The sequence below is a fragment of the Pseudomonas lalucatii genome, from assembly GCF_018398425.1.
GTDB classification, from domain to species: Bacteria; Pseudomonadota; Gammaproteobacteria; order Pseudomonadales; family Pseudomonadaceae; genus Aquipseudomonas; species Aquipseudomonas lalucatii.
The window spans coordinates 418,007-441,554 of record NZ_JADPMV010000001.1; the positions used below are offsets into that span (position 1 = coordinate 418,007).

A 23,548-nucleotide genomic window follows, 5' to 3' on the forward strand; every position below is an offset into this window, starting at 1 on the left:
ACAAGCCGCCGCACCCCGGGCGGATCGCCGGAGTCGCTGATCGCCCGACCCACCCCTTGCGAGAGCACCCATGCACAAGAACAAGACCCTGCTCGCCCTCGGCCTCGGAGCCGGCCTCATGCTTTCCGGCCAGACCCAGGCCTTCTGGTTCGGCTCCTCCGGCTATACCCAGACCAAGTACCCGATCGTGCTCGCCCACGGCATGCTCGGCTTCGACAGCATCCTCGGCGTCGACTACTGGTACGGCATCCCCACGGCCCTGCGCCGAGACGGTGCCAAGGTCTACGTCACCGAGGTCAGTCAGCTCAACACCTCGGAAGCCCGTGGCGAAGAATTGCTGGAACAGGTCGAGGAGATAATCGCGATCAGCGGCAAGTCCAGGGTCAACCTGATCGGCCACAGTCACGGTGGCCCGACCATCCGCTATGTGGCCGCCGTCCGCCCGGACCTGGTCGCCTCGGTCACCAGCGTCGGCTCGCCGCACAAGGGCTCGGCCGCCGCGGACTTCATCCGCCAGGTACCGCCCGGATCGGCCGGCGAAACCCTGCTGGCCGGCATCGTCAACGGCCTCGGCGGGTTGATCAACTTTCTCTCCGGCAGCTCCAGCGCCAGCCCGCAGGATGCCCTGGGCGCCCTCGAATCGCTCAACAGCGAAGGGGCGGCACGCTTCAACGCCAAGTACCCCCAGGGCGTGCCGACCAGCAGTTGCGGCGAAGGGGCCTACAGCGTAGGCGGTGTGCGCTATTACTCCTGGAGCGGCACCAGCCCGCTGACCCACCTGCTCGACCCGAGCGACCTGATGCTCGGCGCCAGCGCGCTGACCTTCAATGGCGAAGCCAACGACGGTCTGGTCGGGCGCTGCAGCTCGCACCTCGGCAAGGTTATTCGCGATGACTACCTGATGAACCATCTCGACGAGGTCAACCAGACCTTCGGCCTGACCAGTTGGTTCGAAACCGACCCGGTGACGGTCTACCGGCAACACGCCAACCGCCTGAAGAACGACGGCCTGTAAGCACCCGGGGTCCCGCAGGACCCCGCCTCCCCAAGCCCCGGCCTCGGGGCCCATGCTCACTCGGCGAAACGACCCGTGAAGAAACTGTTGCTGCTCCCGCTGCTGGCCTTCATTGCCGTCCTCCTCGTCCTGCTCGATCTCGTCGGGCCGCAGCCCGGCCCGAGTACACCCGCCGTTCAGCTTCCGCACGGGGCCCGCCAGGCCGCCGAGACTGCACCGCAACAGTCCACCAGCGCTTCACCTGCGGCCGCCCGGAGCCAGGCGCCACAGACGCTGCCCGCCTCCTTCGCCGGCACCCGGGTGGACGGGAGGTTTCGCACGGACGCTGCCGGGCACCTGCTCATCAGCGAAGACATCCGGCGGATATTCGACTATTTCCTCGCGGCCATCGGCGAGGAGCCGCTACGCAGCAGCGTCGAACGCCTGCGCCTGCATATTGCCGAGCAACTGCCGACACCGGCGCGGGAGCAGGCGCTGGCGCTGCTGAACCAGTACCTCGACTACCGGCGCGAACTGGTGTTGCTGGAGCGCGACTGGCCCCAGCAGGCCAGCCTGGACGCCCTGCGCCAGCGTGAGGCCGCGGTCCAGGCCCTGCGCGCCAGCCTGTTCGGCCCTGAGGCGCATCTGGCATTCTTTGCCCGGGAGCAAGCCTACAACCAGTACAGCCTGCAGCGCCTGGCCATCCAGCAGGACGCCGGCCTGGACATCGCAGGCAAGGCCGCTGCCCTCGACCGGCTGCGCGAGGGCCTGCCGCCGGACCTACAGGCCAGCCTGCTGCCGCAATTGCAGAACGACCTGCGCCAGCAGACCGCCAAGCTGCAGGTCGATGGCGCAGACGCCGCGCAGATTCGGCATCTGCGCCTGCAGATGGTTGGCGCCGCGGCCACCGAACGCCTGGAGGCCCTGGACCACAAGCGCCAGGCCTGGGCACGGCGGCTCGCCGACTACCAGCAGGCCAAGGCCAGGATCGCGGCCAGCCGCGGTCTCAGCGCGGGGGACAAGGCAGCCGCCATCGCCCGCCTGGCCGCGGAGCATTTCGACGAGCGCGAGCGTCTGCGCCTGGAGGCGGCGGAACAGCTGGCCCAGGCCCGCAGCCCAGCGTCCTCCTGAAATGCACAAGGCCCGCACAGGGCGGGCCTTGGATACTGACCGGGCTTAACCGGCGAGGCGCTTGTCCAGCGACAACTTGCCAGCGCCCTCGACCAGCACCGCCACGCTGATGGCCAGCAGCGCCAGGGCGAACTCATAGCCGTTGCTGCTCATGAAGAAGCCATTGGCCAGGTGCACGCTGACGATTGCCACCAGCATGGTCAGCGCCAGTACCGCCGCCGCCGGTCGGGCCAGCACCCCGACGATCAATGCCACGCCACCGAAGAACTCGGCGCTGCCGGCCAGCAGTGCCATCAGGTAGCCCGGCGCCAGGCCGATGCTTTCCATCCACTGGCCGACACCCTCCAGGCCGTAACCGCCGAACCAGCCGAACAGCTTCTGCGCGCCGTGGGCGGCGAAGGTCACGCCGGCGACGATCCGCAGTACGGTCAGGCCGTAACCGGCTTGGGTGGCAACCAGGGACTTGAGTAGAGCATTCATGGGGCAGCATTCCTGTCTTGGGAAGAGATGCCGGTATATTAAACGAATTAAACGATGCTAATAGCGCAAAATTCCCCACAAACAAATCTATTTACTAGATATTTAGTGAGCAATGCCCGTCAGTGAGGCTCCAGCAGATAGCGCTCGCGGTCGTAGGCCAGGTAGTACTTGTTCACGCTGTTCACGTAGCTGACCACCCCCATGCCAACCTGCTCCAGGGCGATCCGCTCGACCTGGAAGAACCACTGGTTGGGGTTCAGTCCGCGCCGCCTGGCCTCGGCGCGCATGCTCTGCACCCGCTGTGGCCCCAGGTTGTAGCCCGCCAGAACGAAGGCCATGCGTTCGCGCTCGTTGAGCCGCGGGCTGTTGAAAAAGTTGCGCCGAATCATCGCCAGGTAGCGGGCGCCGGCCTGCACATTGTTCTCCAGTGTCGCGATATCGCCGACCCCGACGCTGCGCGCGGCAGCCGGGGTGATCTGCATCAGGCCGGTGGCGCCACCGGCGCCGCGCGCGCCGGGGTTGAGCGTGGACTCCTTGAATGCCAGCGCCGCCAGCGTCAGCCAGTCGAACTGCTGCTCGCCGGCATGCCGCTGCAACACCGGGCGCAGCTGCTCCAGACGCTGGCGCTCGACGCGCCCCAGGGGGGAGTGGACCCGATACAGGCGCCGGTAGATGCGCTGGAAGGCCGCGTCCTGGTCGGCCGGAGCGCGGTAGCTCTTGAGGAAGCGATCGATGCTGGCCGCCAGGGCCGGGGCATCGCGGCGCACGAACCAGCGCAGGTCGCCGTCACTGGCCAGGACCAGATGCGGCTCCAGGCGCAGCTTCGGCATGACCTTGACCCAGCGCTCGGCGATCGGCTGCTCCACCGCGGTGACGCTGAAGATACCGGCCTGGACCATTTCCAGCACGTCCTCGACCGCCAGGCTCGGGTCGACCCACTCGACGATGATCGGCGGCTTCTTGGCCGCGATCAGCTGCCGGTTGAGCCGCTGTACCGCCTCGCCCGCGGCGCTGCCGGCCGGCAGCGCCAGGCTGCGGCCCGACATCTGCTCCAGGCTGTGATAGCGGCGATCGCCCTGGCGCGCCACGACGATCAGCGGCACGTTGCTGCGAATCGCCGCGCTGGCCCGGACGTTGCCGCCAGCCCCCAGGCCGAGCAACTCGCCCGGCGCCACCAGGTCGCCCTCGCCACGCCGCAAGGCCGCCAGCAACTGATCCTTGGCCATGGGCACCATCTTGAGCTTGAGCCCCGCGCCGCCCTTCCCGCTGCGATTGAGGAACTGCTCGAACGCACGCAGGCGGTGGTACTCCACGCCGATGCTCTGGCCTTTGACCTCCCCGGAACTGTTGCGGCTCTGGTTGACCAGCACCCGCAACTCACCGCTGCCGCGGATGCTCGCCAGATCCCGCGCAGGCACCGGGCGCACCACTTCCTGCGGGCCGGCCAGGCGCGCCATGGCCGGCCACGGCAGCAGCAGCAACAGGCACAGGACGAACAATGGTCGCGACATCGCGGCTCCAGGACAGGGTCGCACGCTTCGGGAGCGGGTCGACTGAGAGTACGGCCAGCGCGGACAAGTTCCCCGGGCGCGCGGCGCGCGGAGGGTCGCACAGGCCCGTTCCGGATACCAGAACAGCCCGTCAACTGGCAGCAGAACCAGACCCCAAGCCCTTGAAAGCAATGGGCTTATTTCTGGTTAAAAAGCTTTGCTATGCTGCCACCCCCAGCCAGCAGGTAGCACCATGCAGCTCATCGACATTGGCGTCAACCTGACCCACCCCAGCTTTGCCGGACAGCATCGGGCTCTGCTCGACCGCGCCTACGCCGCCGGTGTCTGCCAGATCCTGGTGACCGGCACCAGCCTGGACGAGAGCGAGCAGGCCATCGCGTTGTGCCAGCAGCTGGATGAACCGGGCCAACAACTGTTCAGCACCGCCGGGGTCCACCCCCACGACGCCAAGAGCTGGACCGGCGACAGCGCCGCGCGGCTCAAGGCCCTGCTGGCCGAGCCCAGGGTGCGGGCAGTCGGCGAATGCGGGCTCGACTTCAACCGCGACTTCTCCCCCCGCCCGCAACAGGAGAAGGCCCTGGAGGAACAGCTGGCCCTGGCCGTCGCCCTGCAGATGCCGGTGTTCCTGCACGAGCGCGACGCCGACCAGCGCCTGCTGGAGATCCTCCGCGACTACCGCGACCGCTTGCCGGCGGCGGTGGTGCATTGCTTCACCGGCGAGAAGCGCGCGCTGTACAACTACCTCGATCTGGACCTGCATGTCGGCATCACCGGCTGGATCTGCGATGAGCGTCGCGGCAGCCACCTGCACCCGCTGGTGCGGGAGATCCCGGCCGGCCGGCTGATGCTGGAGAGCGACTCGCCCTTCCTGCTGCCGCGCAGCCTGCGGTCCAAGCCGAAGAGCGGGCGCAACGAGCCGGCCCTGCTCGGCGAGGTCCTGCGCGAGGTGGCCTTGCACCGGGGCGAATCCCAGGAACGCCTGGCGGCGCACACTACCGCCGCCGCCCGCCAGTTCTTCGACCTGCCGGCGATCGACGAGGAGCCACAGGCCGATTAGGCGCCTGACCTCAGGCGAACACCGTCACCGTCTGCCGGCTGATCGCCAGCAACTCGCCGCCCGGGCTCCACAGCGCTGCGGCGATATGCCCGTAGCCATCGCGGGCGTACTCGATGTGGGCCAGGTAACGGCACCACTCCAGGGTATCCATCGCGGCCACCGGCTGGACGAACTCGATGGTCCAGGTCAGCGAGCTGCCGGGTGCCGGTGCACGCAGGTGCGACAATACGGCCGGCGGCCAGGCGTCGACCAGGGCCAGCAGGTGCGCTTCGCTCAGGGGCTGCACCTGCCCCTCGACCTCCGGCCGCAGGCGCACCCAGCCGCCCATCTGCCGCGACGGATTATTGCTGAACGGCATGCCGCCGATGCCCCAGCGCATCGCCAGGAACCGGGTGAACGACGGGGTCACATTGGCGATATAGGGCAGCTCCTGACACTCCTCCACCGGCTTGAGCTGCGGCGCCGCCTCCGCGGCGACGCTGATCGTCGAGTTCCGCGCGGCGCCGAAGCTGCCCTGCACCAGGGTGACCACCTGACCATCCTGCACGGCCCGCCCCAGTACCTGGCTGACCGCCTTGCCCTCGCGCAGCACTTCGACCTGAAAGCTCACCGGCAGGGCCGGCGCCACCGGGCCGACGAAGGTCACCGCCAGGGAACGGACCGGGCGCCCCGTCGGCACCCGGGCGCCCATGGCCTCATACAGCAACGCCGCCACCAGACCGCCGAAGCTGGCGCGCCCCTGGGCCCAGGCGGCCGGTATCTGCAGCGACGTGGCGTCGGTTCGAACGGCCTGGAGCAATTCGGAAAAGGTCATGACTACCTCGGGACAGTTGTTCGCGGCTGATCTTAGGGGAAACCCGCGCCGCGCCGATAGGCCGGCAGCAGGCCGCTTCGGCCAATCGGCGCGGCATTTCGGCGCGGCTGTCGCCAGGCGCGAGCCTCACCGCGCCCGGCTGAGCCGCCACGGCAGCGCCCGGCGCAGAGCGGCCAGGCGCTGGCGCAACAGCGCCGGCGTGCCACCCGCGCCGGCATAACGCTGCGCCTCGAAGGCCGCGGCAAACGCGCGGATCGCCTGTGCCTGCCGGGGCAGCGCGCGCGCCGCCCGCTCGGCATAGTCCCGCGCTCCCTCGCCCGGCTGCCGGTGCAGGCCGTGGCGCCCCAGCAGACGCTCGAAGCGCTGAAAAGCCCGGCGCTGCGGATCGCGTTGACGGCGCCAGGGCCTGAACAGGGCAAGCGCCAGCAGACTCAGCAGCGCGGCGGCCCCACCCCCCAGATACAACGCCGGCAGGTGGCCATCGAACTGCCCGAACCAGCGCTGCAACAGCCGCAGCTGCTGGTCGGCCTGGTAGCCGAGGACCCAGCGCTGCCAGCCGTAGTTGAGGTTGTCCCAACCCAGGCGCAACTGGTTGAGCCAACCCAGCTGCCGGTAGCGCAACGGCGAGAAGGGCGAGTCTTCGAGGAAGCTCTGCTCCTCGACCAGCGCCTCTTCCAGGCCCTGCTCGATGCGCTCCGGCGCCACCTGGAAGGTCGGGTCGACGCTGGTCCATCCCGTGCCGGGCAGCCAGTATTCGACCCAGGCGTGGGCATCGAACTGGCGCACCTGCACGTAGTCGCCGCTCGGGTTGTATTCTCCGCCCTGGTAACCGGCCACCACCCGCGCCGGGATGCCGGCCGCGCGCAGGACGAAGGTCATGGCCCCGGCGTAGTGGGCGCAGAAGCCCCGGCGACTATCGAAGAGAAAGGCGTCGACGCTGTCCGCGTCCAGGCTGGGCGGCCGCAGGGTGTAGACATAGGGCTCGCGATGGAAATGGCCGAGCAGTGCCTGGACCAGACGCTCGGGCTGCGCGTGCTCGCGCGCGAGCTGCACGGCCCAGGCGCGGCTGCGCGGATTCCCCTGCGCCGGCAGCTGCAGGGCCCGGCGTGCGCCGGCCTCGGCGCCGGGCCCCTCGGGCTCGCGCACGGCATCGGGCCAGGAGGTCACCTCGTAGAGCAGCGAGCGCTCGACCGGCTGCGTCCGCTGCAGGCGGAAGTCGCTCATCTGCCGGGCCCCCGGCAGCGAGGTTTCGGCGACATCCAGGGCAAACAGCCAGGGCTGGGCACTGGGCTGCATGACGATGCTGTAGCGCAGCGGCTCGCCGCGCTTGTGCCAGGTCGGTGCCACCGGCCGCACGGCCGCGGACTGCGACCAGCGCCGGCCATCGAACCGCTCGAAGGTCAGGGCACGCCAGTACAACTGGCTGCGCGGCGGCGCCTGGCCATCGAAGCGGGCCCTGAAGGCCAGCGCAGCGGAACGGCTCAGCTCGGCGATATCCGCCGGGGCCATGCTGTCGGCCAGGCCGCTGACGCCCTTGTCGCTGGGCATCGGCAAGGACCATAGCGGCCCCAGCCGGGGGAAGAAGACGAACAGCAGCAGCATCAGCGGCAGCGCCTGCAGCAACAGCGCGCCGGCCAGCCGCGCGGTCGGCCAGGGCTGGGTGGCCAGGGCGCCCTGCTGCAGGCCGATCAGGGCGGCGAGCAAGGCGGTGACCGGCAGCAGGCTGAACAGCGCGGCGAGCATGCCGTCATCGAACAGGTAGGCGGTGACCACGGCGAAGAAGCCGAGGAAGATCAGCACCAGGGCATCGCGCCGCGTGCGCATCTCCAGCAATTTGAGGATGAAGACGGCGATCAGCAGCACGACCGCCGCGTCCAGGCCGACCAGGCCGCCCCGCGACAACCACACCCCGCTGGCGACCAGCAGCAACAGCAGGGCCTTGACCCAGGCGCTGGGATAGCCGGCGCGCATGCGATAGATCTGGATTCGCCAGGCTGCGCAGCCGAGCCACAGCACGGTGGTCCACGCCGGCAGATGGCCGAGGTGGGGGATGATCACCAGCAACTGGGCGACCAGCAGCCAGCTCAGGCTGACCCGGGGAATGCCCGGCTGCGGACTCACGGCGCCGCTCCGAACAGCGCCAGGGCGCGCAGGCAGCGCTCGCGGTGGGCATCGCCGCTGTCGGCTGCCAGCGTCCGCCCCGGCAGGTGCAGGGCGAACGGCTGGTGCCGCGCGGAGAGCTTCAGCACCCAGTGGCAGAGCCGCGCCAGGCGCGTCTCGACATCGCCGTCCAGGGCCGCGAAGTCCAACTGCGGGTCACGGCCGCTGAGGGTCGCGAAGTCCTTGATCAGCAAGCCCTGGCCGCGGGAGTAGGCCTTCCAGTGCAGACGCTGGCGGGAATCGCCGGGCTGGTAGGCTCTCAGGCCCTGGAAGTCGTCGCAGCCATGGCCCAGGGGGTGCAGCCCCAACTCTTCCAGCTCATCGCCGCCACCCGCCGACTGCGGCAGCTCGCCGGGCAGCGGCCGCGGGTAGACCAGCAGTGCCTGATCCAGGTCGACCCAGCTCCAGGCCACCAGGATGCCCAGGGGAAAACGGCTCTCGATCCGCAAGCGTCCGGGCCGCAGCCAGCCGCGGCGCAGCGTGGTCAGGCTCAACTCGCAGTCGCCCGCGCCCTGGACCGGTACGTCGACCAGTTGCAGCGCATCCTGCGACCAGCCCAGGCCGATCGCCTGATGCGCCCGCCGGCGGTCCTCCAGGCGCACCCGGAGGATGCCCTGTTCGCCGAGAAAGACCGCCTCCGCGGCGACGGCCTTGAGGGTCAGCCCGGCCAGGTTGCGGTAGGTATGGAGGATGGCGACGACGAACACCGACCCCAGCAGGAAGGTCAGGCCGTAGGCCAGGCTGTTCTGGTAGTTGATCGCCGCCAGCAGCATCGGCACCAGGGCCAGCACGTAAACGGCGCCGATGCGGGTCGGGCGGATGAAGATCTTGCGCTGGTCGAGCCTGACGCTGCTGGCGGCGGGAATCCGCCGGTCCAGCCAGCGCGTCCAGTAGGGTTTGAACAGCCCGATCAAAGTGCCGGCACCTCGCGCAGCAGCCACTGCACCAGGGCCCCGCCGCCATGCCCGGTGGGATCGGCCCGCTCGCGCAGGCGGTGCGCGACCACCGAGGGCAGCACCGCCTGCACATCCTCGGGGATCACATAGTCGCGGCCATCGAGCAAGGCCCAGGCGCGGGCCGCCGCCAGCAGCGCGAGGCTGGCGCGCGGCGACAGGCCCTGGGCGAATTGCGGCTGGCTGCGGGTGGCCTCGACCAGGCGCAGGACGTAGTCGATCAGCGCATCGCTGGCCCGCACCCTCGGCACCTCGGCCTGGACGGCCGCCAGCGCCTCGTGGTCGAGCACCGCTTGCAGGCGTGGCAGCAGCGAGCGGCGTGGATCGCCGAGGAGCAACGCCTTCTCCGCGGCCTGGGCCGGATAGCCGAGGGACAGGCGCATGAGGAAGCGGTCGAGTTGGGACTCCGGCAGGGCGAAGGTACCACCCTGGCTCACCGGGTTCTGCGTGGCGATGACGAAGAAGGGTTCGGGCAGCGGCCGCGTCGCCCCCTCTATCGTCACCTGCCCCTCCTCCATGGCCTCGAGCAGTGCGCTCTGGCTCTTCGGCGTGGCCCGGTTGATCTCGTCGGCCAGCAGCAGCTCGGCGAAGATGGGCCCGGCATGGAAGACGAACTGCCCGGTGTCGCGGTCGAACACCGAGGTGCCGAGGATGTCCCCGGGCAGCAGGTCGGAGGTGAACTGGATGCGCTGAAAGCTCAGGCCCAGCACCTTGGCCAGGGCATGACTGAGGGTGGTCTTGCCCATTCCCGGCAGGTCTTCGATCAGCAGGTGCCCCCGCGCCAGCAGGCAGGTCAGGGCCAGGCGTACCTGGGTCTCCTTGCCCAAGAGCACCTGATTCACCGCGTGCAGGCAGGCATCCAGTTTCGTGCGCATCCGTCACTCCCCATTGCAAGTGCGCCGATGCTACTGGTCCACGGCCCCCGGGCAAAGCGCCCGGAAACCTTTGCTCACCAAAGTGTGCGCCAGGCCCTCCGCGTTACAGGCGGAAATGCCCGGCCATGCCCTGCAGCTCGCGACCCAGCTCGGCCAGCTGGATACTGGAATTGGCGGACTCGTCCATGGCCGCGGCGGACAGGTCGGCGATATCGCGGATCGAGGTGACGCTGCGATTGATCTCCTCGGCCACCGCGGTTTGCTCCTCGGCCGCCGCGGCGATCTGCTGGTTCATCTCGAAGATCTGCGTCACCGCCTCGGCGATGGCGGCCAGCGCACCCTCGGTCTGGTTGGCGTCCTGCACCACCTGTTCGACCAGTGCGCCGCTCTGGCGCATGTCGGTGACCGAACGCCGGGCGCCCTCGCGCAGGGTGGCGATCAGGCCTTCGATCTCCGCGGTCGACTGCTGGGTACGCCGCGCCAGGGCGCGGACCTCGTCGGCCACCACGGCGAAGCCGCGGCCCTGTTCGCCGGCACGGGCCGCCTCGATGGCGGCATTCAGTGCCAGCAGGTTGGTCTGCTCGGCGACGTTCTTGATCACATCCAGCACCGAGTCGATGTTCTGGGTGTCCTGGCTGAGGCGCTCGATGCTCTGGGTGGTGGTCTCCACGGCGCTGGCCAGCTCGCCGATCCGCGTCAGGGTCTGGCGCACCACCTCGACCCCGCTGCTCACCCGGCGGTCGGCCTGGGCGGTGGAGGCGGCGGCAGCCTCGGCGTTGCGCGCCACCTCGTGCACCGTGGCGGTCATCTCGCTCATGGCGGTGGCCACCTGGTCGGTTTCCTCTTTCTGTCCGTTCACCCCCTGGCGGGTCTGCTCGGTGCTCGCCGACAGCGACTGCGCGGAAGCGGAAATCTGCGTCACCCCGCCCTGCAGCCGACCGACCATCTCGCGCAGGTTGTCGGACATGCCCTGCATGGCGGTCAGCAGCTGCCCGACCTCGTCACGCCGCTGCACCTCGATGCGCACGCTGAGGTCGCCTTCGGCGATCTGCTGGGCCTGCAGGATCACCTGCTTGAGCGGCCGCACGATCAACAGGGTGATGGCCACGGTCGCCAGCAGGCCGATCAGCAGCGCCAGCCCGGCGGCCAGCAGGATCAGCAGCGCACTGGCCTGGGACTGCGCCTGCATGTCGGCCTTGCGCAGCTCCTGCGCCTGATCGACCAGCCCGAGGATGCGCTCGGCCTGCTCGACCAGGCGGGCGTACTCCTGCTTCTGCTGCTGGAGATGGCCGGTGTATTCCTTGAGGCGGTCGTTGAAGGAGTTGACGTTGCCGACGACCTCGGCCAACACCGAGGCGTAGCCCGGATCGTCCATGGCGTCGCGCAACTCGCCGGCCAGGGCCTGGGCATCCAGGGCGTCCTGAATCACCGTCTGCACCGCCTCGCCGGAGCTGCGACTCTGCTCCAGACGCACCCGCGCCTGCTCGAGCGCCTGCAGCAGCAGCTGGTGGACCTTGCTGATCTGCGCGGCCTGCATGACCGAGGTATCGCCCTCCAGGCCCTGGCTGCTCTTGAGCAGGTCGATACCATCCTCGGCCAGGCCCTCCTTGAGCAGATCGAGGCTGTTGGCCGCACTCACCACCAGCCAGTTGGCACCATCCAGCGACAGGCGCATGTTGTCGGTCAGTTCGACATAGCGGTCGAAGGCGGTCTTGTACTCACCGATCGCCCCGCCCGCCTCCTCGAGCAGCTTGCGCTCCCCGCCCGGCAACTCGGCCTGCAGGGCTCCGCTGCTGTCGAGAATCGCCTGGGCCTGTTCATGCAGGCGCTTGGCGTACTGCACGTCGCCGGTCAGGGCGTACTCCTGCTCGCTCCGGCGCATGCGCTGCACCTGGCTGCCGATCGTGCTCATGCGCTCGAGCAAGTCCGCGCTGCCCGCCACGCCGCGCAGCGCGGAGAAACCGGTGGCGGCGACCAACAGGGTCAACGACAGCACCACACCAAAACCCAGGGCCAGTTTCTTCGCCGTGCTCAGGCTGGCGAGCCCTCGCTGCAGGACAGTCCACATAATTATTATTCCTTCCCCATCAGGCTGACGCTTTCAGGATTTCGAGACGCTCGAACCCTGTGTCGGCAACATAGGAGCAAAGCATTAGCGGCAACAAGCAGTCCGAAGTAAAGCGGGTCGCCATTCGCTATGTGCTGGTCGCTTTTCGGCACCCCGTGTCGTTATCCATGGACCCCAGGTCAGGGGCGCGCATCGACTCCCGCGGCCGACGCCTGCTGGCTCCGATGCATGTCACCCTGGACGACAACCCCGTGGTCGGGGGCAAGGTACTGCTGCCCATCGGCCTGCGACTGGCCTTCAGCCTGGCAGCGGCGACTGCGGCGGCGAGCCGACGCCGCGGGGACTCAAGTCGGCCGTTGCAGGCTGAACAGATCGCGGGTGCGGGTGTAGGAGCTGCCGCCCAGGCGGCCGACCAGGTCCAGCCTGGCCGCATCCACGCGGCCCTGCTCGTTCAGCACGGCGTCGTCGATATGGGCCAGCAACACCCGGGCGAAGATCAGGTGGCAGTTGGGTTGCTCCCGTGGATAGGGCATGGCCTCGGCCAGGGCGCACTCGAAGGTCACCACCGCGCCGCAGACCCTGGGCGGGCGCACCCTGGTGGAGGGCTCGCTGGCGATCCCGCAGTGCTCGAACTCGCTGATGCCGTGGGCCAGCATCGCCGCGCTGGCGTTCATGGCCTCGGCATGGGCGAAGGACACCAGCTGGATCACCAGCTCGCCGGTGGCCTGCACGTTGCGCAGGGTGTCTTTCAGGCTGCCGTCGTCGCGACTGCCGACATTGACCATCAGGGTCGGCGGCTGATCGCTGATCACCTGGAAGAAGCTGAAGGGCGCCAGGTTGCTGACGCCCTCGGCCGACAGGCTGGACACCCAGGCGATCGGTCGCGGCGTCACCGTGGACGCCAGCCAGCGATAGGCCTCCAGCGGCGACAGCTGGGCGAAATCCAGCAGCATCAGCGCCCGGCCCGCGATTCGCGGATATAGAAGCGCGCCCGCTCCGACTTGCTGGTGCAGCCCTCGTAGGCCTCGAACTGCTGCTGGGTCTTGGCCGCGGTCAGCAACGACAGGGCCTTGGAGTAGCTGACGGTGCCGGCAAAGCCTTCTGCCTTGGCCAGATCCAGCTCTTGCCAGGCGGCATCCAGCTGACTGGCGCAACTGTCGCGGTAGGCCGTCTTGCCGGCACAACCGGCCAGCACCAGGGCAATCATAGGTAGACAGATCCAGGCTTTCATTGCGCACACTCCCTCAAAACGACAAAAGATCAGGAAACAATTGACACGATTATGACGGCCGGACCCGGAAAAAGTGCCTGAACCTCAGCGCTCGGCCCGCTGGCGGAGGTACTCCAGCACTGCCGCCTGCTCGCCGACGAATTCGATTCGCCCGGCCTTGTTCTCGCGCTGGTAGGCGTACATCGGGTCGTAGTACTCCACCAGCAGCGCCTCGATCCAGCCGCGATGCAGGTCGACCGCGCCGCGGCGCTCCTGCTCCAGCAGGGCCTGGTCCATGATCGCCGCCAGGCGCTGGTAGCGTTCACCGCCCAGGCGCTTGAGGATGTTCGCCAGGCTCTGCTGCAGGCGCTCGGCGAAGGCCTTGAAGCCGGCCTCCGGCCCCAGCTGCTCGACGAACTCGGCGCACAGGTCGGTCACGTAGTCCTTGAGGATACGCTCGGTGCGGCCGGCCAGGCTGTCTTCCAGCCACACCAGCGGGAAGTCCTGCATGCCCTGATACAGCTCCAGCGGCAGCGAACAGCGACCGATCAGCCGTCCCTCGTCCTCGAGGACGAACTGCTGGTGGCCCGCCGCGCGCTTTCTCAGGAGGTCGATAGCCAGGGCGTTCTCGAAGTCGATCTGTGCCGGCTGTCCGGTGGCGCGCTTGCCGAAGCTGGAGCCGCGGTGGTTGGCGTGGCCCTCCAGGTCCAGGCTGTTGTCCAGCTGGGCGATAACCTCGGTCTTGCCGGTGCCGGTCATGCCGCCGACCAGGATGAACTGGCACTGGGCCTGCGCCTGCTCGGTGGTGTCGATGAGGAAGCTGCGCATCGCCTTGTAGCCGCCGAGCACCCGCGGGTAGTCGATGCCCGCCTCGCTCTTGAGCCACTGCTGGACGATCTGCGAGCGCAGGCCGCCACGAAAGCAGTACAGGTAGCCGTCCGGGTTGGCCTCGGCGAAGGCCGCCCAGGCGGCGATGCGCTCGGCCTTGAGCGGGCCGCTGACCAGCTGATGGCCCAGCTCGATCGCCGCCTGCTGGCCCTGCTGCTTGTAGCAGGTGCCGACCCTCTGCCGCTCGCTATCGTCCATCAACGGCAGGTTGACCACCCCGGGGAAGGCGCCCTTGGCGAACTCCACCGGTGCCCGGGCATCCATCATCGGCACGCCGTCGAGAAACAGCCGCCGATAGTCGCTGGTGTTGTCGCGCATCAGAGCACCTCGACTGCGTAATCCTGGCGTTCGAGCAGCTCGCCGATCGGCTCGAGCAGCAGCCCCAGTTCGGCGGCGGCGGACAGGAACTGCGCCTCGCCCTCCGGCGTCACCGCGATCAGCAGGCCGCCGCTGGTCTGCGGGTCGCACAGCAGCAGCTTGTGCAGCTCGGCCATCGGCGCGATCTTGTCGCCGTAGCTGTCGAAGTTGCGCAGGGTGCCGCCGGGCACGCAGCCCTGCTCCAGGTAATACTCGACGCTGGCCAGACGCGGCACCTTGGCGAACTCGATCCGCGCGCTCAGGCCGCTGCCGTCGGCCATCTCGACCAGATGGCCGAGCAGGCCGAAGCCGGTGACGTCGGTCATCGCCGCCACCCCCTCGAGCTTGCCGAAGCGGCTGCCGGGCTTGTTCAGGGTGCACATCCAGTCCCGCGCCAGGCCGATGTCCTCGGCGCGCAACTTGGCCTGCTTCTCCGCGGTGGTGAGAATGCCGATGCCCAGCGGCTTGCTCAGGTACAGCTTGCAGCCGGCGCTGGCGCTGTCGTTGCGCTTCATGTGGCGCTTTTCCACCAGGCCGGTGACCGCCAGGCCGAAGATCGGCTCCGGGGCATCGATGGAGTGCCCGCCCGCCAGGGGAATGCCGGCCTCGTCACACACCGCGCGGCCGCCGCGAATCACCTCGCGCGCCACCTCCGGCGCCAGCACGTTGACCGGCCAGCCGAGGATGGCGATGGCCATCAGCGGGTCGCCGCCCATGGCGTAGATATCGCTGATCGCGTTGGTCGCGGCAATCCGGCCGAAATCGTAGGGGTCGTCGACGATCGGCATGAAGAAGTCGGTGGTGGACACCACCCCGCGCTCGCCATCGATAGCGTAGACCGCGGCATCGTCGCGCGAGGCGTTGCCCACCCACAGCCTGGGGTCGAGGTGCTGCGCGCCGCTGCCGGCGAGTATCACTTCCAGCACCTTGGGGGAAATCTTGCAGCCACAGCCGGCACCGTGGCTGTACTGGGTCAAACGAATGGGCGCGCTCATGGCATCTCACTAATCGGGTCGACAGGCGGCGGCATTCTAGCAAAAGCCATCTTGGCGGCGGCCATCGGCGCGCGTATGTTGATAAAACAATGCGTTACGGGGGATAGCGAGATGACTAAGCGAGTGGCGCTGGTCTTGGGGGCCGGGGGTGCGCGGGGCTATGCGCATATCGGGGTGATCGAGGAACTGGAGGCCCGCGGCTACGAGATCGCCTGTATCGCCGGCTGTTCCATGGGGGCCGTGGTTGGTGGCATCTATGCCGCCGGCAAGCTCAAGGAGTACCGTGACTGGACCCAGAGCCTGGACTATCTGGACGTGTTGCGCCTGCTCGACGTGAGCTTCCGTCTCGGCGCCATTCGCGGCGAACGGGTCTTCGGCCATATTCGCGAGATCATCGGCGAGATCGACATCGAGGACTTGCCGATCCCCTTCACCGCCGTGGCCACCGACCTGACCAACCAGCAGGAGATCTGGTTCCAGGAGGGCTGCCTGCACCAGGCCATGCGCGCCTCGGCGGCCATCCCCAGCCTGTTCACCCCGGTGATCCAGGGCAAACGCATGCTGGTCGACGGCGGCCTGCTCAATCCGCTGCCGATCGTGCCCGTGGTGTCCAGCCACTGCGACCTGATCGTCGCGGTCAACCTCAACTCGACCAACCAGAAGCACTACGAGCTGCCGGTGATAGAGCGGCCGCTGGCACTCAAGGGGCGTTTCGACCAGATGATGACGTCGCTCGGCTCGCACCTGCCCTCCTTCCGCCGCAAGAATGGCGACGACGACGATGAGCTGCTGCTCCTGGAGGACCCCACGGACGCCCGGGCAGCGAACCAGACGGCACACCGCCAGCCCGCCGCCGAGGCGGAAAGCCCCGCTGCGACCAAGTCCGCCAGCGGCTCGCGGGTCGCCGACATGAGCGGCCCGGCGTCCCTGCTGGAGCTGATCAATCAGAGCTTCGAGGTCATGCAGACGTCCCTGGCGCAGTACAAGATTGCCGGCTATCCGCCGGACATCCTGGTCAACGTGCCCCGCCGCGCCTGCCGCTTCTTCGAGTTCTACAAGGCTCCGGAGCTGATCATGCTCGGCCAGCTGATCGCCCGCGAAGCCCTGGACAAGTACGAACGCGGGGATAGCTGAGGCCGTCGCGGCTACAGGTTCAGCCCGGCGGGCGGCCCCTCGCCCGGTGCGGCCGGGGGCGGCGCCTTGTTCGCCACCCAGTCGCTGAGCAGGCTGTAGGCCACGGCCAGCACCGTGGGGCCGAGAAACAGGCCCATGAAGCCGAAGGCCAGGATGCCGCCGAACACGCCGAGCAGCACCACCACCAGCGGCAGGTTGCCGCCGCGGCTGATCAGATAGGGCTTGAGGATGTTGTCCACCCCACTGATCACGAAGAAGCCCCAGATGCCGAGGAAGACGGCAAAACCGTAGTCACCCTGGCTGATCAGCCAGGCCGTGGCCGGCAGCCAGACCAGCGGCGGCCCCATGGGGATCAGGCTGAGCACGAAGGTGACGATGCCCAACAGCAGGGCGCCCGGCACCCCGGCGATGTAGAACCCTATCATCGCCAGCAGGCCCTGCGCCGCCGCGGTACCGATCACCCCGTTGACCACCCGCTGCACGGTCCCGGCGACCAGCTCCAGGTAATGGTCGGCACGGGCGCCGATCAGGCGGTCGAGCAGGCTGTGGACGAAGGCCGCCAGGCGCGGCCCGTCACGGTAGAAGAAGAACACCAGGACCAGGCTCAGGGCCAGCTCCAGCACCCCGCCGCCGATCTGCGCGCTGCGCGCCAGCAACCAGTTGCCGACCTGGCCCAGGTAGGGACGCAGGGTGGCGAAGAATGCCGAACCCTGTTGATCGACGGTCTGCCAAGCCGACACCAGGGACTCGCCGACCAGCGGCAAGGCCGCCAGCCAGGTCGGTGGGGGCGGCAGCCCCTCGACCTGAAAGCCCTTGACCAGGGCCGTGGCGTCTCGCACGTGATCGGCCAGGTTGAAGCCCAGCAGCACCAACGGCACGGCCACCAGGACGATCCAGCCGAAGGTCAGCAAGGCGGCTGCCGTGGCCTGTCGACCGTTCAGCCAGCGGGTCAGCAGGCGCATCAGCGGCCAACTGGCAAAGGCCAGCACCGCGGCCCAGAACAGCGCCGACCAGAAGGGTGCGAGCACCCAGAGGCTGGCGCCCAGCAGCCCGAGGAGCAGGATCTGCACCAGCAGGCGGTCGTTATTGAGCATTCGCGAGGCTCCGCAAGAAGAAGATTCACCATTCAGGGCCGGCGATCGCGGCGCAGGCGACAGCGGGAACAGGCATGCCCGGCCGAGCCGGACACCGGCACGTCACTCGAGCCCGGGCCGCGCCCGGACCCGACTCGCTAACGCAGCACGCTGATGCGCAGGCCCGGCACCGCGCTATCGCCCAGCTCCAGGCGCGCGGCACGCACCCGTTGCTCGACCAAAGCCTCACGCCAGGCCTCGGCCTGGGCACCGGCGAGGCTGACGCGTAGGGTGCTGTCGAGATTGAGGCTGCGCGACAGCAGATTCGCCCAGGCCGGGCTCGGTTCGCTCTGCCTCGGCAGGCGCAGTTCGCCGCTGCTGCGCAACTGCCGCAGCAAGGTGGCGGGCGTCGGCAGCAACTCGCCCAGCGCCGCATCGGCGGCGAGCAGTTCGGCATGCAGATAGGCCCGGCGGTTGCCGCGCGTGATGCTGTAGAGCGCCAGCAGGCTGTCTTGGCGCGGCGCGGCCAGGCGCATCAGGACATAAGCCTGTTGGTCGTCGGAACCGTACAGACTGGAGCGGCCGAATACCGCGTTGGCCCACAGGTTGCTCGAACCGCATTCGCGCCCCTCGCACCAGTACAGCAACTCGGCATCCTGGGCCTGCAGGGCCTCGCGTGCCGCGCGGAACACCTCGTCGGCCGTGTGGGTGCGCGGCAGCTCGTAGGTCAAGGCGGTGAACTGCCCCTTGGCCGCGACCTCGCGCTCGTAACGCAGGCGGCCGCTGATGCGGCGGATCGCCCCTTGCGGGTAGATCCGCTCCTGCTCGCCGCTCTCGGCATAGGCGACGATCTGGGTCCCGGGAAACCGTGGCAAGACTTCGAGGTCGCGACTACCCGGCAGATCCGCGGCCCAGGCCGCCCCCCCCGCCATGCACGCGAAAAACAGGCCGATACCGCGCATGGGCCGCCTCATCGGATCGGCATCGGTTGGGCGTTCCGCAGCGCGGAGGCATCACCGACTCCGCGCTGCGAAACCTGCAGACCGCGCGGCAGCGCCGGGCGCGCCCTGGCAGCCGGCGGCAGCAACTGCCCCGCCCGCGCGGCCAGGTGGATGAGGATGGCGCCGGACGCACGAACGGCGAAACGCTCGTCGCCGCGATCGACTGAGGCCGGGATGCGGCCACTGCGGCTGATCTTGAGAAGCGCCGGGGCTCTGTGTCCCTGCTCGGCGAAGCGCAGCGCCTGCGCACGGCACGGCGGCTTCTCGAGGAGCTTGGCCACTGTGCGGCCACTGGCGGGGGCGGCGGTGTACAGGTCGATCATGCAAATCTCCATGGCAATCGGCCACACCTTTCCCCAGTTGCCTTCGGCAAGTCAAGGCGAGCGCAAGAAAGCTTTGAAACAGTCTGCTACCAGCCCGGCACCCTCCTCGTCGTCCAGGTGCAAATGGTGCCCGCCCGGCAAGCGGCTCAGGACTATCGGCCGGTCCTCGAGCAACTCGGCGAAGTGCGGCTGCGCCGCCAGCATGCCCTGCTCCGCCAGCACCAGCTTGACCGGGCACTGCAGCCGCTGGACGAAGGCCATGGCGTGGGCCCGGGTCAGACGCATCGGCGAAGGCAGGGTCAAGCGGCTGTCGGTTCGCCAAGTATAGCCACCGGGCACCGGCATCAAGCCGCGCTGGGCCAGCAACTCGGCGGCCTCCCGGCTCACCGCGCCGACGCCGCGCATGCGCGCCTCGACGGCCCGGGAGAACTCGCCATAGACGGGCTTGCGCTTGCCGCCCAGGGCCATCTGCGCCTTCAGCGCCTCGCCCAGGCGTTGTGGCGCATCGGCCGCCTCGCCGGTGTAGGGAATCAGTCCATCGATCAGGGCCAGGCGCGCGACCCGCTCCGGCAGCGCACCGGCCAGCAGCACCGAGACGATCGCCCCCATGGAGTGGCCGAGCAGGGAGAATCGCTGCCAGCCGAACTGCTCGGCCACCAGCAGGACGTCCTGCACGTAATCCCAGATCGCGTAGCCGGCCCCCGCCGGCCGATGATCGGAGTGGCCGTGGCCGGCGAAGTCCAGCGCGACGATGCGCATCCCGGGCAGCCTGGGCGCCAGCCGGGCGAAGCTGGCGGCGTTGTCCAGCCAGCCGTGCAGGGCGATCACCGGCTCGCCATCCGCCGGCCCGTAGAGATGCGCCGCCAGCTCGATGTGCGGCAGGCGCAGGCGCACTTCCTCGAACCCCGGGCTCATGCGCAGGCCTCGCCGCTGCCCTGGCCGGCCCAGCGTGCGAACAGCGCGCGGAGCAGCTGTGCGGTCTCCTGCGGTCGCTCCAGCGGGAACATGTGGCCGCCGGGCAGCGTCAGGTACTCGCCCCTCGGCACGCGGCGCACCAGGCGGGCGTGATGGGCCAGCACCACCCGGCTGTGGCGCCCGCGCACCAGCGCCAGGGGCAGCTGCAGTTGCTGCGGCCGCCCCGGGCTGGTGTGCGGCACGCTGCGGTAGATGCTGATCTCCGTGGCCGGATCGAAGCGCAGGCGCAGGCCACTGCCTCCGCCATGCAGGCCGTGGCGCACGTAGGCGTCCAGGCACTCCGGGTCGAAGCGCTGGAACAGCGCCTTGCCGGCGAAATAGCGGCGCGCCTCGTCGAGGTCGGCGAACTCCTCGCGACGCCCGAGGGTGCGCCCGGCCGGGGTGATGCGGTCGATGAAGCCGAAACGCTTGGCCGCACGGATGACGACCCGGTCGGCCCGGGTCAGCACCGGCGAGTCGAGCATGACCAGCCCACGGTAGAGCTCCGGACGGCGCAAGGCGGCATGGTAGTGGAGTACGCCGCCGAGGGAGTGACCCACGCCCCAGACGGGCGTGGCGCATGACTCGAGATGATGGATCAGCTCGTCGACCAGATTGCTCCAATTGTCGTTCACCGGAAAGCGCGGGTCATGGCCGTGCAGCTCGAGGTGCTGCACCTCGTACTCGGGGGCCAGGGCGGCGAACAGCTTGCCGTAGGTGGCCGAAGGGAAACCGTTGGCATGGGCGAAGAAGACGGGCTGGGTCATGGCGGCTGGCTTTTGCGGAAGGACCTGGAAATTGTCCGGCAGCGGCGGCATGGCAGCAATGACCAAAGCGCCAGCGACCGAGGCCGATTGAGCCAAACCCCAGGGGAGGCCGGCCAGCAGCGTGGCTAGCCGCCCCCTTGGATTATCGCTTCCCGGCCCCGCGGCGCTTCGTCGGCGAAGGGGCCGGGGCCTCACTCATGCCACACCACCGCCTCGCGGCGCTCCCCCCACTCGACGAATCGCCCGGCGTAGGCCCCCTCGACCGCGTTGCGCTTGATCTTCAGGGTCGGCGTGAGGAAGCCATTGTCCACCGCCCAGACCTCCTTGATGAGAACCAGCCCCTGCAGGCGCTCATGCTGATCGAGGGCCGCATTGACCTCCTCGAGCAGCGCCCTTAGGCTGCCCTCCAGGGTGCCGCGGGCGCCATTGCCGGCCTCCTGCCGGCCGGTCTCGGACAGCACGCACAGCGCCAGGGGTTGCGGCAGGCCATCGCCGACCACGCACACCTGCTCGATGCGCGAGTGCGCGGCCAGGCGATTCTCGATCGGCGCCGGGGCGATGTACTTGCCCTTGCTGGTCTTGAAGATCTCCTTGAGCCGCCCGGTCAGCCGCAGGTTGCCCTCGGCGTCCTGCTCGCCCTTGTCGCCGGTGCGCAGGAAGCCGTCCGCGGTAAGGGTTTCGGCGGTCTTCTCCGGCTCCTTGTAGTAACCCTGCATGGTCGCGCCACTGCGTACCTGCACCTCGCCGTCGGCGGCGATGCGCACCTCGACCGCCGGGTTGTTCTGGCCTATCCAGCCGGACTTGAAACGCCCCGGCCGACAGACGTGGGAATAACCGCAGTTCTCCGTCATGCCATAGATCTCGAGCACTTCCAGGCCCAGGCGCTGGTACCAGTGCAACAGCGCCTCCGGCACCGGCGCGGCGCCGGACAGGGCATAGCGCACTTCATCCAGGCCGAGCCCGCGGAGCACCTTGCGGCCGACCAAGCGGCCGACAACCGGCAACCTGAGCAGCAGATCGAGCCGCTGCGCCGACAGCTTGCCGAAGACGCCCATCTGGAACTTGGTCCAGATCCGCGGCACGCCGAAGATCACCGTGGGCCGCGCGCGCCGCAGGTCGTCGAGGAAGGTCTCCAGGCTCGCGGCGAAAAATACCGTCTGCCCGCCATAGATCGATGCCAGCTCGACGAACATGCGCTCGGCCACATGGCACAACGGCAGGTAGGACAGCACCCGATCGGCCTCGCCGACGGCGAACAGCTCGATGGCCTGGCTGGCGGCGAAGCCGAAGTTGCCGAAGTTGTGCATCACGCCTTTCGGCGCTCCGGTGGTGCCGGAGGTGTAGATGATGGTGGCCAGGCGGTCGGCCGCGGGCCGGGGATCGTCGCGGATCGGCGCGCTGGCCTGCAGGTCCTGCCAGCGATAGCTGAAGGTGCCCTCGGGGCTCAACGGCAAGGCCACGCTGGCCAGCGTCTCGGGCACTCCCGGTGCCATGCTCGGCCAGTCGTCCAGCTTGCCGACGAACAGCAGTTGCGCCTCGGAGTGCTCCAGCACCTGGCGCACCGACTCGGCGCCGAGATTGGGATAGAGCGGCACCGACACGTGCCCGGCCATCCAGATCGCCAGGTCGGCGATTAGCCAGTGCGCGCAGTTCTTCGACAGGATGGCCACGCGACTGCCCTGCGCCAGCTCCCGGGCCCGCAGCCAGCTGGCGGCGCGGCGCGCCTGCTCGCCGACCTCGGCCCAACTCAGCTCCTGCAGCGCCCCGCCCGGCAGTGGCTGCACCAGGTAACGCTTGCGCGGGTGACGGGCCTCGCGCTGGTAGAACACTTCCAGCGGCAAACGGACAGCATCGACCATCGGGCTTCCTCCTTTGTTGTTCTTGTGGAGCCAACCAAGCAATCGCTTGGTCGGACTATTCCACGCACAAAAGGGGGGCCGCAAGTTAAGAAATGTATCGGCGCGCCGGCACTACCTGTCGTGCCGGGGGTGGACCAGGGCAAGCAGGTCCATGCAGCCTGCGGCCGCCAGTTCGCCGTCCAGCTCCGCCAGGCTGGCGGTCTGCATGGGCAGTGGCTGCTGTCGGTGACCGTGCAGCAGCAGCCCGGCCAGGGCGCCAACCAACGGCTGGTGGCTGACCAGCAGGAGTTCGCCGGCATCGTGCCGGTCCAGCTGCGCCAGCACCTGGCGCGGGTCGCTGTCGGGGGTCAGCCACGGCACGGTCAGCAGCGGACCGGCGTAGCCCAGGGCATCGCGCACCAGGGCCGCGGTCTGCTGCGCCCGCACGTAGGGGCTGGCGAGAATCGCCGTGAGCGGCCGCCCCTGCAGCTGCACCGCCACCTGGGCGACCTCCTCCCGGCCGCGCGGCGTCAGCGCGCGCTCGGCATCGCTCGGCGCGTGCGCCTCGGCCTGTCCATGGCGCAACAGCCAGAGCCTCACCGCCCTGCGCTCACAGCTTCGGCTCCTCGTCGCGCACCGGGTGCGGGGCCGGCGGCACGGCATGGGGCGCTTCGCCCTGTGGCGCCCGGGGCGTCGGCCAGTCGGAGAACGGCCAGGGCTTGTCGTCGCTGTTGAAGGTGCCGAAGCGGCCGATCTGCGCCAGGTACTGGCTGAGGCTGTCGCCGAAGCCGAGCAGGCTGGCACTCGGCGCGCCGTAGAACAGTCGATAGCCCAGCTGCAACAGCACCACGGCGCCGAGCACCAGTTCGGACAGCTGCCAGACGATGGTGAACAACACCATCCAGAGGATCCGCAGCAGGATGGATTCGCGTTCCAGTTCTTTGCTCTCTTCGCTCATGGTGCTC

At 68.9% G+C, this 23,548-nt stretch carries 23 protein-coding genes and 1 pseudogene; 4 read left to right on the forward strand and 20 right to left on the reverse strand.

The genetic code is table 11. The features are described from left to right. Positions 1 to 70: 70 nt before the first annotated feature. The gene (locus I0D00_RS01855) at positions 71 to 1,015 is read left to right on the forward strand and encodes a triacylglycerol lipase (protein WP_213638058.1); all 945 of its coding nucleotides are present in this window, start codon (positions 71 to 73) and stop codon (positions 1,013 to 1,015) included. Positions 1,016 to 1,090: 75 nt separating this feature from the next. Further along, the gene (locus tag I0D00_RS01860; RefSeq protein WP_213638059.1) at positions 1,091 to 2,125 is read left to right on the forward strand and encodes a lipase secretion chaperone; all 1,035 of its coding nucleotides are present in this window, start codon (positions 1,091 to 1,093) and stop codon (positions 2,123 to 2,125) included. A 45-nt stretch (positions 2,126 to 2,170) separates the two neighbouring features. Here I0D00_RS01860 and I0D00_RS01865 read toward each other — a convergent pair whose 3' ends face one another. Both I0D00_RS01865 and I0D00_RS01870 read right to left on the reverse strand, forming a co-directional pair. Then, positions 2,171 to 2,605, reverse strand: a complete 435-nt coding sequence (locus I0D00_RS01865) for a DoxX family protein (RefSeq protein ID WP_213638060.1) — start codon at positions 2,603 to 2,605, stop codon at positions 2,171 to 2,173. A 119-nt stretch (positions 2,606 to 2,724) separates the two neighbouring features. Further along, the gene (locus tag I0D00_RS01870) at positions 2,725 to 4,116 is read right to left on the reverse strand and encodes an MltF family protein (protein WP_213638061.1); all 1,392 of its coding nucleotides are present in this window, start codon (positions 4,114 to 4,116) and stop codon (positions 2,725 to 2,727) included. A 232-nt stretch (positions 4,117 to 4,348) separates the two neighbouring features. On the opposite strand from I0D00_RS01870, the gene I0D00_RS01875 reads away from it, so the two are divergent. Then, on the forward strand, positions 4,349 to 5,173 hold the full coding sequence (locus tag I0D00_RS01875; protein WP_213638062.1) for a TatD family hydrolase: 825 nt from the start codon (positions 4,349 to 4,351) through the stop codon (positions 5,171 to 5,173). 10 nt (positions 5,174 to 5,183) lie between these two features. On the opposite strand, the gene I0D00_RS01880 is transcribed toward I0D00_RS01875, so the two are convergent. The 10 genes and pseudogenes from I0D00_RS01880 to selD form a co-directional block, all read right to left on the reverse strand. Further along, positions 5,184 to 5,987 (reverse strand): acyl-CoA thioesterase, encoded by an 804-nt coding sequence (locus I0D00_RS01880; RefSeq protein ID WP_213638063.1) that lies wholly within the window; start codon positions 5,985 to 5,987, stop codon positions 5,184 to 5,186. A gap of 126 nt (positions 5,988 to 6,113) precedes the next feature. Beyond that, positions 6,114 to 8,108 (reverse strand): transglutaminase TgpA family protein, encoded by a 1,995-nt coding sequence (locus tag I0D00_RS01885; RefSeq protein ID WP_213638064.1) that lies wholly within the window; start codon positions 8,106 to 8,108, stop codon positions 6,114 to 6,116. Next, positions 8,105 to 9,061 carry a DUF58 domain-containing protein gene (locus I0D00_RS01890; RefSeq protein WP_213638065.1) on the reverse strand — a complete coding sequence of 319 codons (957 nt, stop codon included), beginning with the start codon at positions 9,059 to 9,061 and terminating at the stop codon, positions 8,105 to 8,107. The genes I0D00_RS01885 and I0D00_RS01890 overlap by 4 nt, the downstream gene beginning before the upstream one ends. Further along, entirely contained in the window at positions 9,058 to 9,975 is a 918-nt protein-coding gene (locus I0D00_RS01895; protein WP_213638066.1) for an AAA family ATPase, read from the reverse strand. The genes I0D00_RS01890 and I0D00_RS01895 overlap by 4 nt, the downstream gene beginning before the upstream one ends. A 103-nt stretch (positions 9,976 to 10,078) precedes the next feature. Further along, a complete protein-coding gene (locus I0D00_RS21770) occupies positions 10,079 to 10,951 on the reverse strand; it encodes a methyl-accepting chemotaxis protein (RefSeq protein WP_420850789.1) in 873 nt (290 codons plus the stop codon). Next, positions 10,934 to 12,043 (reverse strand): annotated as a pseudogene (locus I0D00_RS21775) (HAMP domain-containing protein); the annotation flags it as partial. The gene I0D00_RS21770 and the pseudogene I0D00_RS21775, both read right to left, overlap by 18 nt. A 344-nt stretch (positions 12,044 to 12,387) precedes the next feature. Next, positions 12,388 to 12,996 carry a flavin reductase family protein gene (locus I0D00_RS01905; protein ID WP_213638068.1) on the reverse strand — a complete coding sequence of 203 codons (609 nt, stop codon included), beginning with the start codon at positions 12,994 to 12,996 and terminating at the stop codon, positions 12,388 to 12,390. Then, on the reverse strand, positions 12,996 to 13,274 hold the full coding sequence (locus I0D00_RS01910) for an Interleukin family protein (protein ID WP_213638069.1): 279 nt from the start codon (positions 13,272 to 13,274) through the stop codon (positions 12,996 to 12,998). Before I0D00_RS01910 ends, I0D00_RS01905 begins: the two co-directional genes overlap by 1 nt. An 84-nt stretch (positions 13,275 to 13,358) precedes the next feature. Further along, the gene (mnmH, locus tag I0D00_RS01915; RefSeq protein ID WP_213638070.1) at positions 13,359 to 14,459 is read right to left on the reverse strand and encodes a tRNA 2-selenouridine(34) synthase MnmH; all 1,101 of its coding nucleotides are present in this window, start codon (positions 14,457 to 14,459) and stop codon (positions 13,359 to 13,361) included. Next, positions 14,459 to 15,493, reverse strand: coding sequence for a selenide, water dikinase SelD (gene selD / locus I0D00_RS01920; protein WP_213638071.1), 1,035 nt, complete (start codon positions 15,491 to 15,493; stop codon positions 14,459 to 14,461). Before selD ends, mnmH begins: the two co-directional genes overlap by 1 nt. 111 nt (positions 15,494 to 15,604) lie before the next feature. On the opposite strand from selD, the gene I0D00_RS01925 reads away from it, so the two are divergent. Then, the gene (locus tag I0D00_RS01925) at positions 15,605 to 16,627 is read left to right on the forward strand and encodes a patatin-like phospholipase family protein (protein WP_213638072.1); all 1,023 of its coding nucleotides are present in this window, start codon (positions 15,605 to 15,607) and stop codon (positions 16,625 to 16,627) included. A gap of 11 nt (positions 16,628 to 16,638) precedes the next feature. Here the strand turns inward: I0D00_RS01925 and I0D00_RS01930 are convergent, their stop codons facing one another. From I0D00_RS01930 to I0D00_RS01965, 8 genes are all read right to left on the reverse strand, one after another. Beyond that, positions 16,639 to 17,721 (reverse strand): AI-2E family transporter, encoded by a 1,083-nt coding sequence (locus tag I0D00_RS01930; protein WP_213638073.1) that lies wholly within the window; start codon positions 17,719 to 17,721, stop codon positions 16,639 to 16,641. Between the two features lie 137 nt (positions 17,722 to 17,858). Then, positions 17,859 to 18,662 carry a DUF4892 domain-containing protein gene (locus I0D00_RS01935; RefSeq protein ID WP_213638074.1) on the reverse strand — a complete coding sequence of 268 codons (804 nt, stop codon included), beginning with the start codon at positions 18,660 to 18,662 and terminating at the stop codon, positions 17,859 to 17,861. Between the two features lie 8 nt (positions 18,663 to 18,670). Beyond that, complete coding sequence (locus tag I0D00_RS01940; RefSeq protein WP_213638075.1) at positions 18,671 to 19,024, reverse strand: thioredoxin domain-containing protein; 354 nt, start codon at positions 19,022 to 19,024, stop codon at positions 18,671 to 18,673. Positions 19,025 to 19,075: 51 nt separating this feature from the next. Further along, positions 19,076 to 19,939 carry an alpha/beta hydrolase gene (locus I0D00_RS01945; protein WP_213638076.1) on the reverse strand — a complete coding sequence of 288 codons (864 nt, stop codon included), beginning with the start codon at positions 19,937 to 19,939 and terminating at the stop codon, positions 19,076 to 19,078. Further along, a complete protein-coding gene (locus I0D00_RS01950) occupies positions 19,936 to 20,745 on the reverse strand; it encodes an alpha/beta fold hydrolase (protein ID WP_213638077.1) in 810 nt (269 codons plus the stop codon). The genes I0D00_RS01945 and I0D00_RS01950 overlap by 4 nt, the downstream gene beginning before the upstream one ends. A gap of 191 nt (positions 20,746 to 20,936) precedes the next feature. Beyond that, complete coding sequence (locus tag I0D00_RS01955; RefSeq protein WP_213638078.1) at positions 20,937 to 22,604, reverse strand: AMP-binding protein; 1,668 nt, start codon at positions 22,602 to 22,604, stop codon at positions 20,937 to 20,939. Positions 22,605 to 22,715: 111 nt separating this feature from the next. Next, entirely contained in the window at positions 22,716 to 23,183 is a 468-nt protein-coding gene (gene sixA, locus I0D00_RS01960) for a phosphohistidine phosphatase SixA (protein ID WP_213638079.1), read from the reverse strand. Positions 23,184 to 23,193: 10 nt separating this feature from the next. Beyond that, positions 23,194 to 23,541: a DUF4389 domain-containing protein gene (locus I0D00_RS01965; RefSeq protein WP_213638080.1), complete on the reverse strand. Its 348-nt coding sequence runs from the start codon at positions 23,539 to 23,541 to the stop codon at positions 23,194 to 23,196. Positions 23,542 to 23,548: the final 7 nt, after the last annotated feature.

Excerpts from the sequence above, each read along its gene's own strand:
- I0D00_RS01855 (WP_213638058.1), top strand. The coding sequence starts at position 71 with ATGCACAAGAACAAGACCCTGCTCGCCCTCGGCCTCGGAGCCGGCCTC.
- I0D00_RS01865 (WP_213638060.1), bottom strand. The coding sequence starts at position 2,605 with ATGAATGCTCTACTCAAGTCCCTGGTTGCCACCCAAGCCGGTTACGGC.
- I0D00_RS01870 (WP_213638061.1), bottom strand. The coding sequence starts at position 4,116 with ATGTCGCGACCATTGTTCGTCCTGTGCCTGTTGCTGCTGCTGCCGTGG.
- I0D00_RS01875 (WP_213638062.1), top strand. The coding sequence starts at position 4,349 with ATGCAGCTCATCGACATTGGCGTCAACCTGACCCACCCCAGCTTTGCC.
- I0D00_RS01880 (WP_213638063.1), bottom strand. The coding sequence starts at position 5,987 with ATGACCTTTTCCGAATTGCTCCAGGCCGTTCGAACCGACGCCACGTCG.
- I0D00_RS01895 (WP_213638066.1), bottom strand. The coding sequence starts at position 9,975 with ATGCGCACGAAACTGGATGCCTGCCTGCACGCGGTGAATCAGGTGCTC.
- I0D00_RS21770 (WP_420850789.1), bottom strand. The coding sequence starts at position 10,951 with ATGCAGGGCATGTCCGACAACCTGCGCGAGATGGTCGGTCGGCTGCAG.
- I0D00_RS01905 (WP_213638068.1), bottom strand. The coding sequence starts at position 12,996 with ATGCTGCTGGATTTCGCCCAGCTGTCGCCGCTGGAGGCCTATCGCTGG.
- I0D00_RS01910 (WP_213638069.1), bottom strand. The coding sequence starts at position 13,274 with ATGAAAGCCTGGATCTGTCTACCTATGATTGCCCTGGTGCTGGCCGGT.
- mnmH (WP_213638070.1), bottom strand. The coding sequence starts at position 14,459 with ATGCGCGACAACACCAGCGACTATCGGCGGCTGTTTCTCGACGGCGTG.
- selD (WP_213638071.1), bottom strand. The coding sequence starts at position 15,493 with ATGAGCGCGCCCATTCGTTTGACCCAGTACAGCCACGGTGCCGGCTGT.
- I0D00_RS01925 (WP_213638072.1), top strand. The coding sequence starts at position 15,605 with ATGACTAAGCGAGTGGCGCTGGTCTTGGGGGCCGGGGGTGCGCGGGGC.
- I0D00_RS01930 (WP_213638073.1), bottom strand. The coding sequence starts at position 17,721 with ATGCTCAATAACGACCGCCTGCTGGTGCAGATCCTGCTCCTCGGGCTG.
- I0D00_RS01935 (WP_213638074.1), bottom strand. The coding sequence starts at position 18,662 with ATGCGCGGTATCGGCCTGTTTTTCGCGTGCATGGCGGGGGGGGCGGCC.
- I0D00_RS01940 (WP_213638075.1), bottom strand. The coding sequence starts at position 19,024 with ATGATCGACCTGTACACCGCCGCCCCCGCCAGTGGCCGCACAGTGGCC.
- I0D00_RS01945 (WP_213638076.1), bottom strand. The coding sequence starts at position 19,939 with ATGAGCCCGGGGTTCGAGGAAGTGCGCCTGCGCCTGCCGCACATCGAG.
- I0D00_RS01950 (WP_213638077.1), bottom strand. The coding sequence starts at position 20,745 with ATGACCCAGCCCGTCTTCTTCGCCCATGCCAACGGTTTCCCTTCGGCC.
- I0D00_RS01955 (WP_213638078.1), bottom strand. The coding sequence starts at position 22,604 with ATGGTCGATGCTGTCCGTTTGCCGCTGGAAGTGTTCTACCAGCGCGAG.
- I0D00_RS01965 (WP_213638080.1), bottom strand. The coding sequence starts at position 23,541 with ATGAGCGAAGAGAGCAAAGAACTGGAACGCGAATCCATCCTGCTGCGG.